This window comes from Cryobacterium sp. TMT2-17-1, assembly GCF_004402765.1.
Taxonomy (GTDB): domain Bacteria; phylum Actinomycetota; class Actinomycetes; order Actinomycetales; family Microbacteriaceae; genus Cryobacterium; species Cryobacterium sandaracinum.
This window is the reverse complement of the sequence record NZ_SOGC01000022.1, coordinates 51008-68059: the sequence shown is the minus strand read 5'-3', so window position 1 is coordinate 68059 and position 17052 is coordinate 51008. Positions and strand designations below refer to the sequence as shown.

The 17052-nt window shown below is 69.9% G+C and carries 12 protein-coding genes; 4 read left to right on the top strand and 8 right to left on the bottom strand.

Annotated elements, in window-relative coordinates:
- Window positions 1-277: 277 nt before the first annotated feature.
- Together E3O47_RS05275 and E3O47_RS05270 are read left to right on the top strand one after the other, a co-directional pair.
- Window positions 278-1465, top strand: coding sequence for a M20/M25/M40 family metallo-hydrolase (locus tag E3O47_RS05275; RefSeq protein WP_241976910.1), 1188 nt, complete (start codon window positions 278-280; stop codon window positions 1463-1465).
- A 287-nt stretch (window positions 1466-1752) separates the two neighbouring features.
- The gene (locus E3O47_RS05270) at window positions 1753-2904 is read left to right on the top strand and encodes an NRAMP family divalent metal transporter (protein WP_134419738.1); all 1152 of its coding nucleotides are present in this window, start codon (window positions 1753-1755) and stop codon (window positions 2902-2904) included.
- A gap of 478 nt (window positions 2905-3382) precedes the next feature.
- Here the strand turns inward: E3O47_RS05270 and E3O47_RS05265 are convergent, their stop codons facing one another.
- The 6 genes from E3O47_RS05265 to E3O47_RS05240 form a co-directional block, all read right to left on the bottom strand.
- Window positions 3383-4084, bottom strand: coding sequence for a GntR family transcriptional regulator (locus tag E3O47_RS05265; protein ID WP_134419736.1), 702 nt, complete (start codon window positions 4082-4084; stop codon window positions 3383-3385).
- A 97-nt stretch (window positions 4085-4181) separates the two neighbouring features.
- The gene (locus tag E3O47_RS05260) at window positions 4182-5954 is read right to left on the bottom strand and encodes a biotin carboxylase N-terminal domain-containing protein (RefSeq protein ID WP_134419734.1); all 1773 of its coding nucleotides are present in this window, start codon (window positions 5952-5954) and stop codon (window positions 4182-4184) included.
- Between the two features lie 127 nt (window positions 5955-6081).
- Complete coding sequence (locus E3O47_RS05255; RefSeq protein ID WP_347232581.1) at window positions 6082-7725, bottom strand: 5-oxoprolinase/urea amidolyase family protein; 1644 nt, start codon at window positions 7723-7725, stop codon at window positions 6082-6084.
- Window positions 7726-7729: 4 nt separating this feature from the next.
- Window positions 7730-8503: a 5-oxoprolinase subunit PxpA gene (locus E3O47_RS05250; RefSeq protein ID WP_134343411.1), complete on the bottom strand. Its 774-nt coding sequence runs from the start codon at window positions 8501-8503 to the stop codon at window positions 7730-7732.
- Between the two features lie 97 nt (window positions 8504-8600).
- Complete coding sequence (locus E3O47_RS05245; protein ID WP_166784770.1) at window positions 8601-9260, bottom strand: hypothetical protein; 660 nt, start codon at window positions 9258-9260, stop codon at window positions 8601-8603.
- A 127-nt stretch (window positions 9261-9387) separates the two neighbouring features.
- Window positions 9388-9591, bottom strand: coding sequence for a dodecin family protein (locus E3O47_RS05240; protein ID WP_104102676.1), 204 nt, complete (start codon window positions 9589-9591; stop codon window positions 9388-9390).
- Between the two features lie 126 nt (window positions 9592-9717).
- On the opposite strand from E3O47_RS05240, the gene E3O47_RS05235 reads away from it, so the two are divergent.
- Window positions 9718-12945 carry an efflux RND transporter permease subunit gene (locus tag E3O47_RS05235; protein WP_134419730.1) on the top strand — a complete coding sequence of 1076 codons (3228 nt, stop codon included), beginning with the start codon at window positions 9718-9720 and terminating at the stop codon, window positions 12943-12945.
- 219 nt (window positions 12946-13164) lie between these two features.
- On the opposite strand, the gene E3O47_RS16780 is transcribed toward E3O47_RS05235, so the two are convergent.
- Complete coding sequence (locus E3O47_RS16780; protein ID WP_166785326.1) at window positions 13165-13779, bottom strand: DUF4232 domain-containing protein; 615 nt, start codon at window positions 13777-13779, stop codon at window positions 13165-13167.
- Between the two features lie 143 nt (window positions 13780-13922).
- Between E3O47_RS16780 and E3O47_RS05225 the strand changes: the two genes are divergently transcribed.
- Entirely contained in the window at window positions 13923-15284 is a 1362-nt protein-coding gene (locus E3O47_RS05225; RefSeq protein WP_134419728.1) for a protein kinase, read from the top strand.
- Window positions 15285-15349: 65 nt separating this feature from the next.
- Here the strand turns inward: E3O47_RS05225 and E3O47_RS05220 are convergent, their stop codons facing one another.
- Entirely contained in the window at window positions 15350-16630 is a 1281-nt protein-coding gene (locus tag E3O47_RS05220) for a hemolysin family protein (protein ID WP_104102664.1), read from the bottom strand.
- Between the last annotated feature and the right edge of the window lie 422 nt (window positions 16631-17052).

Here is a 17052-nt window from a genome sequence, read left to right as displayed (position 1 = left end):
TTTTCCCGCCTATAAAGTTTCTTTCCTTTGACAGTCAGAAACCTAGACAGGAAGCGGCGTGCGGCCGTTAAGGCGCTCCGAAACACCCACGGATACAGCAGGGGAGCCAGAATCTCCGTCGAATTCGTTCGGGGGTGCGGGCGGAACGTGTCGCCGGCTGCCCGGCCGGCTACCTCGCCGGCTACCCGGTCGCGAGATCGGGTGAATCGTCGCCGTGCAGCCCTGAAACCGACGTTTCACCCGCTTTCGCGGTCTGCGGCGCCGCTAGGTTGAGGGTGTGCATTCAGAGAGCGAAGCGGTGGGCGTGGTGCAGAGGCTCATCGGCATCGATTCCGTCAACTCCGACCTGGTGCCGGAGGCTGCAGGCGAACGGATGATCGCAGCTTGGTGCGCAGACTGGCTCACCGCGCGGGGGTTCGAGGTGCACCGCCTCGAGGAGCATCCCGGGCGGCCTACGATCGTCGGCATCCGGCGCGGCACCGGGGGAGGGCGCTCCCTGATGCTCAACGGGCACCTCGACACCGTCGGCGTCGGCGGTTACGCCGGGGATCCGTTCGCGGGCGAGCTCCGGGACGGTCGCGTCATCGGCCGGGGAGCCTTCGATATGAAGGGCGGCGTCGCGGCGATCCTGGTCGCGGCGGCGCGGGCGACGGGAGTCGGGGGAACCGGGGCCCATGCGGCCGGGCCGGCCGGGGCATCCGTTCTCGCCGGAGACGTCATCGTCACCCTCGTGGCGGACGAGGAGTTCGGCAGCCTCGGCACCATGGAGGTGCTGCGCAGCTTCCGCGCCGACGCGGCGATCGTCGCCGAGCCGAGCGAGCTGTGCCTCACGCTCGCCCATCGCGGTTTCGCCTGGTTCGAGGTGGAGCTCACCGGGCTCGCCGCCCACGGATCCCAGCCGGAGCGCGGCATCGACGCCATCGTGCACGCCGGGCTGGTGCTGCGCGCCCTCGATGAGCTCCGGGCCGACATCGAGGCGGCGCCGGCGCATCCGCTGCTCGGCCACGGGACCGTGCGCGTGTCGACCATCGCCGGGGGTTCGGATGCCGCCACCGTCGCCGCCGCCTGCACGCTCACGATCGAGCGGCGCATGTTGCCCGGCCAGAGCCCCGACCGGGTCGAGGCCGAGCTCCGGGCGCTGCTGGAGCGGCTCGCCGACGTCGTCGCCGGGTTCCGCTTCCGGCTGACGCGGCTCGTGGCGCGTGCGGCGTTCGAGGCCGATCCGGAGTGGCCGATCGTGCGTCTGGTGACCGAACGTGCGACGGAGGTGCTCGGACGCCGGCCGGATGTCCGCGGCGAGCCGTTCTGGACCGACGCCGGGCTGCTGCACGAGGCCGGCATTCCCTGCCTCGTCGTGGGCGTGGACGGTGGCGGAGCGCACGCCGACGCTGAGTGGGCGGACGCGGCATCCGTCGACGCGCTCACCGAGATTCTGACCCGCACGATCGCCGATTTCTGCGGGTAGTCCGCGCGCCCGGCGATCCCGCCCGAACCCTGCCTCGGCCCCATCGTTGTCCCTGCCCCGCTGCACCCCGCCGGCCGGGGGAGTCCATGTGGGCCTCATGGTTGTGCTGATTGTTGAACAATATGTAGGCTGGCTCGACATCAGTGACCGCCGGTGCTGACCTTCCGAGAAGTGAGCGCCCCATGGTTTTCAACGTCGTCCGCGCCAGGATTCGAGCGAAAACCGCAGGCGTGAAGAAGAAGCTGCGCGGCCCGCGCCGGGCGCAGCGTAGCGCGCTCCTCGGAGCCATGTTCCTGATGGCGACCAGCGCCGTCGGACCCGGCTTCATCGTGCAGACCACAAGCTTCACGGTGCAGCTCGGCGCAGCCTTCGCCTTCGCCATCCTGGTCTCGATCCTGGTCGACATCGCGGTGCAGCTGAACGTCTGGCGGGTAATCGGCGTCAGCGGTAAGCGAGCGCAGGAACTGGCCAACACCGTGCTGCCCGGCGCCGGCTGGTTCCTGGCCGCGCTGATCTGCCTCGGCGGGCTCGTGTTCAACATCGGCAACATCGCCGGTTCCGGCCTGGGTGTCAACGTGCTCTTCGGCCTGGACGCCAAGCTCGGCGGCATCCTCTCGGCGGCCGTCGCGATCGCGATCTTCCTCAGCAAACGGGCCGGGCTCGCGCTGGACAAGGTCGTCGTCGTACTCGGGGCCGTGATGATCGTGCTGATCGCCTACGTGGCGATCGTGTCGAATCCGCCCCTCGGCCTCGCGGTCAAGAACGCGGTGCTGCCCGACGACATCGATGTCCTCATCATCACAACCCTGATCGGCGGCACGATCGGCGGCTACATCACCTACGCCGGCGCGCACCGGATGATTGACGCCGGCGTGACCGGACGGGCCCAGATCACCGAGATCACCCGCAGTTCGGTGCTGGGCGTCATCATCACCGGCGTGATCCGGGTGCTCCTGTTCCTCGCCATCCTCGGCGTGGTCGCCGGGGGCGTGGACCTGACCAGCGACAATCAACCCGCGGAGGCCTTCCAGGCCGCGGCCGGCGAGATCGGGTTCAAACTTTTCGGCATCGTGCTCTGGGCCGCGGCCATCACCTCGGTGATCGGGGCGGCGTACACCTCGATCTCGTTCGTGACCACTTCACAGACCTCGCCCCGCACCCGCAGCATCGCCACCGTCGTCTTCATCGCCGTGTCAACGTTGGTCTACACGCTGCTCGGCCAGGCCCCGGCCACGCTTCTGATCATGGCCGGCGCGGTCAACGGGCTGATCCTCCCGTTCGGCTTCGCTGTCATCCTCTGGGTGGCCTGGCGCCGCCGCGACCTGCTCGGCGGCTACGTCTACCCGAAGTGGCTGCTGGGCATCGGCGTGCTGGCCTGGCTGCTGACGCTGTTCCTCGGCTATCAGTCCCTCGGCGGACTCGCGACGCTTTGGGGCTGACGGATGTCCCCGACCCCCACCCTGCACGGCCCGCCGCGCGCCGCCGCTCCGACGGCCCCCGAAGACCCCCGAAGGCCTCCCGAAGGCCCCTTGAGACTCCCGAAGACCCCTTGAGACTCCCGACGGCCCCCGAAGGCCTCCATTTCTCGCTGCTGTCCGCCGACCCGGTGCCCCCTTTCTCCGTCGCCGACATCCACCACGCTGCCTGCTTGATCGCCCGCCTCTGTGGCTAACTCAGGAGTTTTGTTTGCGTGGTCACCGGCTGGTGCTGGCCGCCGCACTGGTCCGCGGCTGCGGTGCGCGGCCCGGCGGGATCTCCTGAGTTAGCCACAAACCAGCGCAGCGCGGAGGAACAGCGCGGAGGCGCAGCGGAGGAACAGCGCGGAGGAACAGCGGAGGAGCAGCGCGGACGCGCAGCACAGCCGCACGCAGGCAGCTGAGGGGAGCGGGGCCGGGCAGCCGTGCCGGATACCGCCGGCTAGCGGACGGACTCGGCCACGATCGACAGCAGCTGGGCCTCGGCGCGCTGCAGGTAGCCGGTGAGCAGGGCCGCGGCATCCGTCGACCGGCCGGCCGCCAGCAGCTCGACGATGCGGGCGTTGTCGTCGACGTAGGGCGCGTGGAAGGTGGCCTCCTCGCCCATCGAATGGAAGACCAGGCGCATCTCGGCGAGCACCTGCGCCATCAGCAAATCGAGGCGGTCGCTGCCGGCCAGGGCCACGACGCCGGCGTGGAACTCCTGGTTGGCACCGGCCATGCCCGGGACCGATCCGGCCTCGCGGGCCTTCCGCGCGCTCGCCACGGCCTGGCGCAGTCCATCCAGCCTCGCCGGGGTGAGCTCCGCGGCCGGTGTGAAGGCCAGGGCACCCGGCTCGAGGTAGCGCCGCACCCGGTAGATCTCCCGAATGTCGTCTGCGGTGGGCCGGGCGACGAAGACGCCCTTGTTCGGGATGCGGGTGACCACCCGTTCGGCGCTGAGCGTCGCGAAGGCCTCGCGGAGGGTGTTGCGCGAGACGCCGAGCGCGTCGCAAAGCGGCTCCTCGGGGAGCTTCGTGCCGGGCGGCAGGTGGCCGGCCGCGATCCGCTCGCGAAGCACCCCCGACACCCACTGGCCGGTCTCGGCATGACGCGCCGACGCGGTGCGGTGACGCAGGTCGGCGAGGGTCTCGGCGAGGGTCATGGTGCCCACGATACCGCCCGGTCGGAGCGGCGGCCCGAGGACGGGCGGGGTGTTCCGGCGGTTCCGGCGGGCAGCCGGAACCGGGCGACGGATACGCTCAGTCCCCGATCGAGGCGACCGCGCTGTCCACCGCCACCGTGTCGCCGGGATGAACCAGCTGCTCCCGCAGGATTCCGCTGCGGTGCGCCACCACGATCGACTCCATCTTCATGGCCTCGAGTACGAGCACCGGGTCGCCTGCGGCCACGAGCGCACCGGATGGGGCCATCCACTTCACGACCGAGCCGCCCATGCTGGCCCGGAGGGTGGCCGGGTCTGCGGCGGGGGCCGAGTGGCCACCGGTGGGACGGCCGTCGGCAGCGGTGACAGCGGCCGCACCGGCCGCGCCGCCCAGCCCGCGAAGGAGACTGTCGAGGAGGGCGGCAGGCAGGCCGAGCGCCATCCGTCGCCCGTCGACCTCGATGGTGATGGTGTGGCGGGCGGCCTCCGGCGGCACGGGATTGAACTGGGGGTCGCTGGGCAGTTCTTCGGAGAAGTCGGCCTGGATCCAGCCGGTGTGCACGTCGAGGTGGTCGGGCGCGGTGAATGCCGTCGAAGTGACCACGGCACGGTGGAACGGCAGCACGGTGGGCAGGCCGGTGATCTCGAACTCGGCAAGGGCTCGGCGGGCGCGGCGCAGGGCCTGCTGCCGGTCGGCGCCGGTGACGATCAGCTTGGCGAGCAGGGAGTCGAACCGGTCCGGCACGATGCCGCCTGCCCTGACCCCGGAATCGACCCGGATGCCCGGCCCGGTCGGCACGGTAAAGGTCGCCACGGTCCCGGGGCACGGCAGGAACCCGCGCCCCACGTCTTCGGCGTTGATTCGGAACTCGAACGAGTGCCCCCGCGGTTCGGGGTCGGTGAAGATGGGAACGGGCCCGCCGGCTGCGATCTGCAGCTGCGCCAGTACCAGGTCGATGCCGCTGGTCTCCTCGGTGATCGGATGCTCGACCTGCAGCCGGGTGTTCACCTCGAGGAACGAGATGGTGCCGTCCTGCGCGAGCAGGTACTCCACGGTGCCCGCGCCGGTGTAGCCGGCGGCCCGGCAGATGGCCTTGGCCGAGGAATAGATCTGGTTTTTCTGCGCAGGGGTGAGGAACGGCGCGGGCGCCTCTTCGACGAGCTTCTGGTTGCGGCGCTGCAGCGAGCAGTCGCGGGTGCCCACGACGATCACGTTGCCGTGGGTGTCGGCGAGGATCTGCGCCTCCACGTGGCGGGGCTTGTGCAGGAACCTCTCGACGAAGCACTCGCCGCGGCCGAAGGCGGCCGTCGACTCGCGCACGGCCGAATCAAAGGACTCCTCGATCGCATCCATGTCCCAGACGACCTTGAAGCCGCGGCCGCCGCCGCCGAACGCCGCCTTGATGGCCACCGGCAGGCCGTGCTCCATGGCGAAGGCGCGCACCTCGGCGGCGGTCTCCACGGTGCCCTCGGACCCGGCGACCAGGGGAGCTCCCACCCGGATGGCGATCTCACGGGCGGAGACTTTGTTGCCCAGCACCCGGATCGCGGCGGGCGTCGGACCGATCCAGAGAAGTCCCGCGTCAATCACGGCCTGAGCAAAATCGGCGTTCTCCGAGAGGAAGCCGTAGCCCGGGTGCACGGCGTCGGCGCCGGAATTCTGGGCGATGCGCAGCAGCTTGGCCACGTTGAGGTAGCTGTCGGTCGGGCTGTCGCCGCCAAGTGCCCAGGCCTCCGTGGCGGCCGAGACGTGCAGGCCGTCGGCGTCGACGTCCGCGTAGACGGCCACGGAGTCAAGGCCCGCGTCGTCGCAGGCGCGAGCGATGCGCACGGCGATCTCGCCGCGGTTGGCGATCAGAACTTTCTGCATGGTTCAGCTCTCATTCGGGGCGTGTGTTCGGGGGGTGTTTGGGGCACGCGCGGGGGCTGCGCCGCTCCGCGCGTGGCGTGCCGGCAGCGCAGCGGCGCAGCAACCGCGTAGCGCGTGAGGGCGGGTATCAGGGGGAGGCGGGGACGGGCTCGGCTGGAAGGGGCTCGGCAGGCACGGGCGTGAAACGGACGCGCGCACCCGTCGGCAACTGTGCCGCGAGGTCGAGGTCCTCGGTGAGCACGACGCCGATCACGGGGTAGCCGCCGGTGACCGGGTGGTCCGCGAGGAACAAAACCGGCAAGCCCGACGGCGGCACCTGGATGGCCCCGCGGGCCGTACCCTCGCTGGCCAGCTCGCCCGGCCGCGACCGGGCGAGCGGCTCACCGGCCAGCCGCAGGCCGATCCGGTTCGACTGATGGGTGACGGTCCACTCCGCGTCGCCGAACCGGTCGACGGATGCCGGCTCGAACCAGTCCGCGCGGGGTCCCGGCACGAAGCGCAGCACGGTGACCTCGGCCGGGGCCGGCGGCGGGGCCTCGGGGTGGTGCACGGCGCTGCCGGGGGCGGGCGGCAGCATCCGGAGCACGGTGCCCGAGGTCAGCGGGGCCGGACCGATGCCGCTGAGGGTGTCGGTGGACCGGCTGCCGAGCACCGGGTCCACGTCGATGCCGCCGCGAAAGGCCAGGTAGCTGCGCACGCCCGAGCGGGGGGCTCCGAGCGACAGGGTCTGCCCGGCGAAAAGGGAGACGGCGGAATCCATCGGCAGCTCGCGGTGGCGGCCGACGGCATCCGTCACCGTGAGCGGCAGAACGGCACCGGTGACGGCGAGCACCTGGTCTGCCAGCGCGGTCAGGGACAGGCCGCCGAGGGCGTTCTCGAGCACGGCGGCCGTGGCGGGATTTCCAACGACCCGGTTGGCGCGCCGCAGGGCGCCACGGTCGAGTGCGCCGGACGCGGTCACGCCCTGGTCGGCGTAGCCGGGGCGGCCGAGGTCCTGCACGGTCGTCTGCGCGCCGGGGGAGAGCACGCGGATGCCGGTGGCGGGGGTGGGGGCCGCGGTTGCCGCGACATCGGGAGTGGCCGCCGCTGCCGGAGTCCCAACCGCGACTGCGGTCTCCGGGACGAGGACCCCCGCGGCGGCGACCTGCTCGCGCACCGCGCGGAACCGCACCCGGTCACCCGGGCGGATCAGGGCCGGCTGCGAACGCTTCAGGTCCCAGAGCCGGGCGTCCGTGCGGCCGAGCAGCTGCCAGCCGCCGGGGGAGGCGCGGGGGTAGACGGCGGAGTAGTCGCCGGCCACGGCCACGGAGCCGGTGGGCACCGAGCTGCGCGGCGAGCTGCGCCGGGGCACGGTCAGCACGGCGCTCGCGCCGGTGAGGTAGAGGAAGCCGGGGGCGAAGCCGCCGAACGCGGCGGTCCAGTCCTGGCCGGTGTGCGCGGCGATGACGCCCTCGCTGCTGAGGCCGGTGTGCGCGGCGACGTCGGCGAGGTCTTCCCCGTCGTAGACGGTGTCGATCCGCACGAGCGCGGCGTTTGCGGGGGCGGCCGGCAGCACCTGCAGCTGCCGCAGGGCGTCGGCGAATCCCCGTGCGGCGGAGGCGGAGACGCCGGTGATCAGCACGGTTTCCGCGGCGGCGAGCACGTCGAGCTGCCCGGCCAACGGATGCCGCTGCAGGTGTGCCTGCAGGTCGAGCACGTCGGCCAGGCTGGGCAGTCCGACCAGCACGGCGCGGTCGCCGACGGCTCGGATGATGCGAACGGGATCGGACACGGGGCTAGACGAAGCTTCGAATGCGGATTCCGGCATCCTGCAGCGCGGAGCGCACCGCACCGACCAGCGCGACCGCGCCGGGGGTGTCGCCGTGCAGGCAGATGCTTTCGGCCGTCACCGTGAGGAGGCTGCCGTCGACCGTGCGCACCTGGCGGTCACCGGCCAGGCGGAGCGCCTGCTCGGTGACAGCGTCGGGGTGCAGCAGCACGGCGCCGGGCCGGGACCGCGAGACCAAAGAGCCGTCGGAGTTGTAGGCGCGGTCGGCGAAAGCCTCCACGACCGTGCGGAGCCCCGCCGCGTCGGCGAGGCGCTGGATCTCGGAATCGGGCAGCACCATCACGGGCAGGCTCGGGTCGACGGCGCGGATCGCGTCGACGACGGCCTGCGCCTGCACCTCGTCGTGCGCGATGGTGTTGTAGAGGGCGCCGTGCGGTTTGACGTAGCTGACCCGGGTTCCGGCGACCGCGGCCAGGGCCTGCAGCGCGCCGATCTGGTAGATCACCTCGTCGGTGAGGTGACCGGGCTCCATGTCGATGAACCGGCGGCCGAAGCCGGCCAGGTCCCGGTAGCCCGGGTGCGCGCCGACCGTCACGCCGGCTGCGGCGGCGGCGGTGCAGGTGGCGCGGATCGTGCTCGGATCCCCGGCGTGGAAGGCGCAGGCCACGTTCACGCTGGAGACGGAGGAGATGATCGCTGCGTCGTCGCCGAAGGACCAGTTGCCGAAGGATTCCCCGACATCACTGTTTAGATCGATGCTGTCTGAATCGATGCTGGACATCCGGGTCTCCGTCCGTGGAAGTTTGGTTAAGGATGCACCACTTCCGCAGATTGTTCAACAATGTATTCGCGGGTGGAAGCCCGATTCGGCGCCGGAGTCAGTTCGCGGGGCTGTCGATCGAGGGCTCGGAGGGCGGCACGGAACCCTCGAGGGTCTCCTCGAGCCGGGCGTCGTCGTTCTGGGGCAGGGTGATCGCGAAGAACGGGATCGTCCAGTGGCAGAGCGGGCCGACGAGCACGGCGAAGAGCACCGTGCCGATGCCCACGTTGCCGCCGAGCGCCCAGCCGATGCTGAGCACGGTCACCTCGATGCCCGTGCGCACGATCCAGATGCGCCAGCCGGTGCGCTGGTGCAGGCCCGTCATCAGCCCGTCGCGCGGGCCGGGGCCGAAATGCGCGCCGATATAGAGGCCGGTAGCGATCGCCAGCACCAGAAGCCCGGCCGCGAACAGCAGGATGCGCACCCACAAATCCTGCCCCGTCGGGATCAGCCAGAGGCCGACATCCGCCGCCGGCCCGACGAGCAGGGCGTTCAGCACGGTGCCCACGCCCGGCTTCTGGCGCAGCGGGATCCAGAGCAGCAGCACGACGCCGCTGATCAGGATGGTGACCAACCCAAAACCGAGGCCGGTGCGGCCGGATATGCCCTGGGTGAGGACGTCCCACGGGGCCACGCCGATCTCGCCGCGCACAATCAGCGCGATCCCCAAGCCGTAGAGGAAGAGGCCGATGAGGAGCTGGACGAGGCGACGGGTCATGGAAGTCCATCCAATTGCACTATCGGCCCGTTATCAAGTTGCCAGGCCGACCCGACCCGGCGTCGCGGATGCCGCCTTCCGCGCCGCCGGCGACCTGTCGGGCCGGCCGCTCGTGCGCAGACCGTGCCTAGTCGTCGAGAACGAAGGTGACTTCGATCACGACGTCGTACGAGGTAATCTCACCGTCTGTCACCTCCACCTTCTGTTCCTTGACCCAGGCGCCGGAGACCCCGCGCAGGGTCTTGCTCGCCCGGGCGATGCCGACGGCGACGGCATCCTCGAAGGATCTGTCGGACCGGATGCTGAGTGTTGTTACGCGTGCCACAGACATAATTGCTCCTTGTCGTTCGGGTTGATGGTGCGTCTTGCGGCCGAGGGTACGCCCCTCCGCCTGCCTCGGCCCGACGGATGCCCCGGGCAGGGAAGTCTGCACACCCTGCAATGAGATACTGAACGGGTGCATTTTCTCGCTGTCTTGAGCATGAAGAACCGGGCGCTGATCGCGCTGATCACCATCGTCGTCGCCGTTTTCGGCAGCCTCGCCCTGACCAGCCTCAAGCAGGAGCTGATCCCTTCCCTGCAGCTGCCGCAACTGGTGGTCTCGACGAGCTACCCGGGCGCCTCGCCCGAGGTCGTCAACGACGACGTGTCGACGCCGATCGAGACGGCGATCCAGGGCATCCCCGGGCTCGAATCCACCTCGACGACCAGCAGCACCAACGCGTCGCTGGTCAGCGCCACGTTCACCTACGGCACCGACCTGGTCAAGGCCGAATCGCGCATCAGCCAGGCCATCAACCGCATCAAGTCGACCATGCCTGAGAACCTCGACCCGCAGGTGCTCTCCGGCAGCATCGACGACTTCCCGGTGCTCTCCCTCGCCGTGTCCGGCGGCGACCGCGACACCCTCGCCGACGACCTCAAGCGCAGCGTACTGGGCGACATCCGTGATGTGCAGGGCGTGCGCGAGGCAGCCCTGGTCGGCGACGTCGGCCGCCGCGTGACCATCACGCCGGATGCCGCGAAGCTGGCCGAACGCGGCCTGACCAGCCAGGGCATCCGCAGTGCGCTGGAACAGAACGGGTCGCTGATCCCGGCCGGTTCGCTGACCGAAGACGACACCACCCTCTCGGTGCAGACCGGCTCGAAGCTCGGCGAGGCCGAGGACATCGCGGCGCTTCCGATCCTCGCCCCGGTGCCCGGCGCGGGTCTGACCACCATCGGCGACGTCGCCAACGTCGCCCTCGGCGAGAACCCGGTCGCGAGCATCTCCCGTGTCGACGGGCAGCCGGCCCTGACCATCGCGGTCACCAAGGTGCCCGCAGCGAACACGGTCGACGTGTCCGAGGCCGTGCGCGCGATCCTGCCCCAGCTGGAGGCGGCGGTCCCCGGCGCGACCTTCACGGTCGTCTTCGACCAGGCTCCGTTCATCCAGGAATCGATCGACGCGCTCACCGAAGAGGGCCTGCTCGGACTGATCTTCGCCGTTCTCGTGATCCTCGTGTTCCTGCTCTCGGTGCGGGCGACCCTGGTCACGGCGATCTCGATCCCGACCTCGGTGCTGATCACCTTCATCGGCCTGCAGGGCGTGGGCTATTCGCTGAACATCCTCACCCTCGGCGCCCTCACCATCGCGATAGGGCGCGTCGTAGACGACTCCATCGTGGTGATCGAGAACATCACCCGCAACCTGGTCGAGGGCGCCGACCGCGCCGCGACCATCGTGCGCGCGGTGCGCGAGGTGGCCGGGGCGATCACGGCATCCACCATCACCACCGTCACCGTGTTCCTGCCGATCGCGTTCGTCGGCGGCTCGACCGGGGAACTGTTCCGGCCGTTCGCGCTAACCGTCTCGATCGCCCTGCTCGCGTCGCTGCTGGTGTCTCTGACCATCGTGCCCGTGCTCGCATACTGGTTCCTGCGGCCGGCCAGGGCGGTCGCGCCCGCCCCGGTGGTTGAGCTCGTCGAAACCCCCCTGGCCCTTACTGCGGAGGTTTCGACAGGCTCGCCGATCTCGACAGGCCCGCCCACCGTCAGCGTCGAGCCCACGACCTCGCGCCGCACCCGCCACAACGGCAGCGCGGACGCCCCGCCCGAGGAGCGCCCGAGCCGCCTTCAGACCGGCTACCTCCCGGTCATCCGCTGGACCCTGAACCACGCCGTCGCGACACTCCTGGTCGCGGTGCTCGTTCTGGGCGGCACGGTGGCCCTGGTTCCCTATATGAAGATCAACTTCCTCGGCTCGACCGGGCAGACCACCTTCCAAGTCACCCAGACACTGCCGGTGGGCACCAGCCTCGCAGCTCAGGACGACGCCTCCACGGCCGCCGAGAAGTCCCTTCGCGGCACCGACGGCGTCGAAATCGTGCAGGTCTCCATCGGTGGCGGCAACGCCCTGGCCGCATTCGGCGGCGGCGTGTCGTCAAACACCGTGACCTACTCGATCACCACCGACGGGGAGGCCAACCCCGACGAGGTTCAGGATGTCGTGCGAGACCAGCTCACGGCCCTGAACGGAAGCGGAGAATTCTCGATCTCGTCCGGCGGAGGGTTCGGCGGGACATCCGATATCGCCGTGGATGTGACCGCGGCGACGAACGCCGACCTGCAGAGGGCCACCGACGCGGTGCTCGCCTCCGTGGAGGACCTCGACGCGATCAAGGAGAGCTCAAGCAATCTGGCGGCCTCACGCCCCTACATCGCGGTGACCGTCGACCGGGATGCCGCGGGTGCCGTGGGCCTGAGCGAGCTCGCCCTGGGCGCACTGGTGTCGCAGGCCATGCAGCCGAGCGTGATCGGATCCATCGTGATCGACGAGACGACCCTGTCGGTCTACCTGCAGTCCGAGGCGCCGCCGACGACGACGGCCGAGCTCGCGGCCCTGAGTATCCCGACCCTGGCCGGACCGGTTGCCCTGGACACCCTGGCCACGGTCGAGCAGGTCGAGGGTCCGTCCACCCTCACCACGACGAAGGGGCTGCGCACGGCGACCGTGTCCGCCACCCCCAGCATCGACGACCTGGGTGCGGCCAACGCGCAGATGACGGCAGCCCTGGCCGACACCGCTTTGCCGGAGGGCGCGACGGCGACCCTCGGCGGGGTCACCGCCGACCAGACCGAGGCGTTCGCGCAGCTCGGGCTCGCGCTGCTGATCGCCATCCTGATCGTCTACATCGTGATGGTGGCGACCTTCCGGTCGCTGCTGCAGCCACTGCTGCTGCTGGTGTCGGTGCCGTTCGCGGCGACCGGCGCGATCGCCCTGCAGGTGATCACCGGCATCCCGCTGGGTGTGCCCTCGCTGATCGGCGTGCTGATGCTGATCGGCATCGTCGTGACCAACGCCATCGTGCTGATCGACCTGGTCAACCAGTACCGGCGTCGCGGGCAGTCGGTGCGGGAGGCGCTGGTCAACGGTGCGTCCCGTCGTCTGCGCCCGATCCTGATGACCGCGCTCGCCACGATATTCGCGCTGCTGCCGATGGCGGTCGGCCTCACCGGAACGGGTGGTTTCATCTCGCAGCCGCTGGCCCTCGTTGTCATCGGCGGGCTGGTCTCCTCGACCGTGCTGACCCTGGTGGTGCTGCCCGTGCTGTACTTCCTGGTCGAGGGCGGCCGGGAGCGCCGGGCCGAGCGGCGCGAGCTGCGCGCATCCGCCGGCGCCATCTCCGACGTGTCCCGTGCCTGACTTCTGCACAGTGTGAGCCGCGCGGCGAACGGCCGTATGTTTCCGCGCATCCGCCGGGCCGAGCGGCGCGCATTCGCCGGGGTTATGCACGCAACGCTGCGGCTAACTCAGGAAAACCTGTGTCGGCTGCAGCCCCTGCCCCCGGAATCAGGCAACGGATGCCGCGGCCTGCCCCGGATCTCCTGAGTTGGCCACCGTGCGGCCGAAGCCGGCCCGGCTCTAGAAGCTGACCGGGGCCGGGGCCAGCGGGCCGGTGCGCACGAGCACGGTGCTGTCGTCGTCACAGCCCTCGATCGGGTTCGGAGTGGCCACCCGGCTCGCGGTGTCCCAGCCGGGCAGCGTCACGTCGAGGGCGCCGACCGGCACGAGGGGACAGCCGTACGCGCCGGCTTGGCCGAGGTGCAGCAGGCTGTACGCGGATGTCCCGGGCGCCAACGCGAGGACCGCCACCGGGTACCAGCGTCCCGGCTCGGTGTCGGAAGCGGACCCGACCGGCACATTCGGGGCCGCGCCGACCAGAGTCGTCACCGGGTAGCCCTCGACCGTGCACGCCGCCGGGCCGGTGTTCGTGAGGCGCAGGTCCCAGTAGAAGTTGCCCATGCCGCTGTCCTGAGGCCTCGACTGCAGCGACAGCGCCAGTTGGTTCGAACCGCAGGTGCCGGCGGAGGCCGAATCGGCGGGAGCGGGTGTCGAGGACTGCGTGGCTGGGGAGGTCGGGGTCGAAGCTGCCGTCGGGGTCGAACCGGGCGGCGAAACATCGCCGGTCGGGGGTGAACCCGGCCCCGCGCATCCGGCCAGCACCAACGCCGCCGCGCACCCCAGTCCAACTGCCATTGACCGCCCTAGACCCCGCATCACCGTCATAGCCCCAGTTTCACACTGCCTGGGCGTTGTCGCCCAGGGACACGGGCGCGGGCCAAAGATATGTAACATCCCCCGCGAAGCTGACCTAGACTCATTTCCAAAGGGGGGGTCTGATGACCACGCAATTTCCGAAGTTCCTGGACGCACGCTACCGGGTTAAGGACCTGATCGGCCGCGGCGGAATGGCCTCGGTCTACCGGGCCACCGACGAGCGTCTGGGTCGGGACGTGGCGATCAAGATCTTCGAACTTCGCGCCACCGACGTGCCCAATATTCAGCGCCAGCAAGCCGAGATCAACGTGCTGGCAAGCCTGAACCACCACAGCATTGTCACCCTGTTCGACGTCGGTGTGGACCGGACCGAGGCGGACCACCCGCAGATCTTCCTCGTGATGGAGCTCGTGGACGGCGTCAACCTGCGTCAGCGACTCGACCGGGATCCGATGTCGACGCGGCACATCGCCCAGATCGGTTACGACCTGGCGGAGGGGCTCGACTACATCCACGGGCGCGGCGTCATCCACCGTGATATCAAACCGGCGAACATCCTCCTCGCGGAATACAGCTCGGATTCCCGAGCGCGCGCGCGGCTGACCGATTTCGGCATCGCCCTGTTCCCGGACAGCGCGCGGGTGACCACCCAGGGGATGACGACGGGCACGGCCGCCTATCTCAGTCCGGAGCAGGCCCGGGGAGAGAACCTCGGCCCGGCGAGCGACATCTATGCGTTGGGGCTCGTGCTCCTGGAATGCTTCACCGGTGAGACGGCGTTCCCCGGGGAGCCGATCCCGTCGGCCCTGGCCAGACTCCAGCGCGACCCTGCCATCCCGCAGGAACTCGCCCCGGAGTGGCGGCACCTTCTGTCGACCATGCTGGCCCGCAAGCCGGAGCAGCGCCCGCCGACCGCGGAGGTGGTGCTCGCTCTGCACCAGGCTGTTATCGCGGAAACCGGCCGCCATCGTAGTGCCGTGGATCACCTCGTCAGCGACGAACCCGCACGGCTGCACGAGGTCGCGCGCCTCGACATTCTCGACACTCCCGCCGACGGCGCCTTCGACCGGATTGCCGCGCTCGCCGCCCGGTTGTGCGATGTGCCGATCGCGATCGTCAGTATCGTCGACACCGACCGTATCTGGTTCAAATCGCACCACGGCCTCGACCTCGAGGAGATCCCCCGCGATCCGGGCCTCTGTGCCTCGGCCATCATGTCCGAGGGACCCTGGGTGGTAGAGGATGCCCGCACCGACCCGCGCGCGCTCGCAAACCCACTCGTGGCCGAGGAATTCGGCCTGCAGTTTTATGCCGGAGTACCCCTGACGACCCGGAACGGTTACAACCTCGGCACCCTGTGCGTTATCGACTTCCGACCGCGCGCCATCACCGCGCCCGAGCTCCGCACCCTCACCGACCTTGCCGCTCTGGTGATGAGCGAACTCGAACTGCGGCTGGAAAGCCGGCGCGCCGCTCTTTCCTGAAGGGAAGCGGCCCCATGAGCGGTCAGGCGGTGTGGCCAGGCGCAGTGGTCACGCGGAGTCCTCGCTCAGCCGGCACCGACCTCGATGACGCTGACGCGCAGCCCGTCGAGAGCGGCGACCCGCAACTGGTAGTCCCCGGCCGAGACGGTGTCGCCCACCTGGGGCATGCGTCCGAGCCGGTAGGTCACGAAGCCGGCCGCGGTCTCATAGGGGCCGTCCTCGAGTTCGACTCCTGTGGCATCCGTGAAGTCTTCGATATTCAGGCCGCCATCCGCCAGCCGGGCCTGGCCGTTCTCGTCGGAGTGTCCCTCGGGCACAGGCAGGTCGTATTCGTCGTGGATCTCACCCACGAGCTCCTCAACGAGATCCTCGAGAGTCACGATACCGTCGGTGCCGCCGTATTCGTCGACGACGATCGCGATGTGCACGCCGGCACGGCGCAGCTGGGTCATGGCCGGCAGGATGCGATTGGTGCCGGGAAGGAAGACGATGGCCCGCACCACCTCGGCTACGGTCGTCGCGCCGGGGTGGGCGTCGGGGTCCAGGAGATCGCGCACGTGTACGAAGCCCAGCACCTCGTCGATTGAGCGGCCGATCACCGGGTAGCGCGAGTGCGGCAGCGACCGGATCTCCTCCAGGGCGGCGGGAATCGTCTGCGTGCCGACCAGGAAGTCGACGTCTCCGCGATGGCGCATCACCTCCTTGACCAGCCGGTTGGTGGCGTCGAGCACTTCACTCAGGATGTGCCGTTCCTCGACCTCGAGGCCCTCGTGTGCGTCGACGAGGTCGCGCAACTCCTCATCAGACACGAGCTCGCTCCGGGCGTGCGGGTCTCCGCCCAGGAGCCGCACAACGGCGTTCGTCGAGACGGACAGCAGCCAGATCACGGGGCGCATCAGGGTCGCGAAGACCTGGAGCGGTGGCGCGAGCGCGAGCGCGAAGCTGCTGGCCTTCTGCAGCGCGAATCGCTTCGGCACGAGTTCCCCCAACACCAGGGAGAGGTAGGCGACGAGGAGCGTCAGACCGACCAGGGCAAGCGTGTCCGCGGCGCCTTTCGACAGCCCGAGTACCACCAGCAGTGGAGCGAGGTCGGGCGCCAGCGTGGAGGCACCGTAGGCGGCGGACAGGAATCCGGCGACGGTGACGCCGATCTGCACGGCCGCCAGAAACCGGTTCGGGTCCCGGGCCAGGTGGGCGACCGTTTTGCCACGGGTGCTTTCGCGTTCCAGCGCGCGCAGCTGGCTCTCGCGCAGGGACACCAACGCCAACTCGGTCGCTGCGAACACGCCGCCGATGAGCACGAACAGCAGCACGAGCGCCAGGTTGAGCCAGGTATAAACGTCCATGCCGGTCATTCTAAAGCCGTTCGAGGACTCCACCCGGGCCGCGCCGCTGCGTCGGCTCCTCCGGCGTGTGGCTAACTCAGGAGATCCGGCGAGTCGGCTGCTCATCGGGTCGCGGTGCCGCGGAATTGCAGGGGGCGTGGTGACGAAGCCAGCCATTCTCCTGAGTTGGCCACGGGCGGGTGGGCTCCTGGCCGGCCGGCGAGCTGCCTGGACGTCGGCTGGATGGCTGTCCGGCGACGGAGTGTCCTGGCCCGGGAGGTGGTCTTCGATGCCTCGCGTGCATAACTCCTGCGATTTCTCGGGACCGGCGCCGGACATCCGCGGAATTCCGGGGGTGCCCGATGAGTGATTGAGCAATGTGCAGGAGTCATGCACGACGGGGTGGGTTGGAGGGGGACGGCGAGGGAGAGGGGACAGTGAGG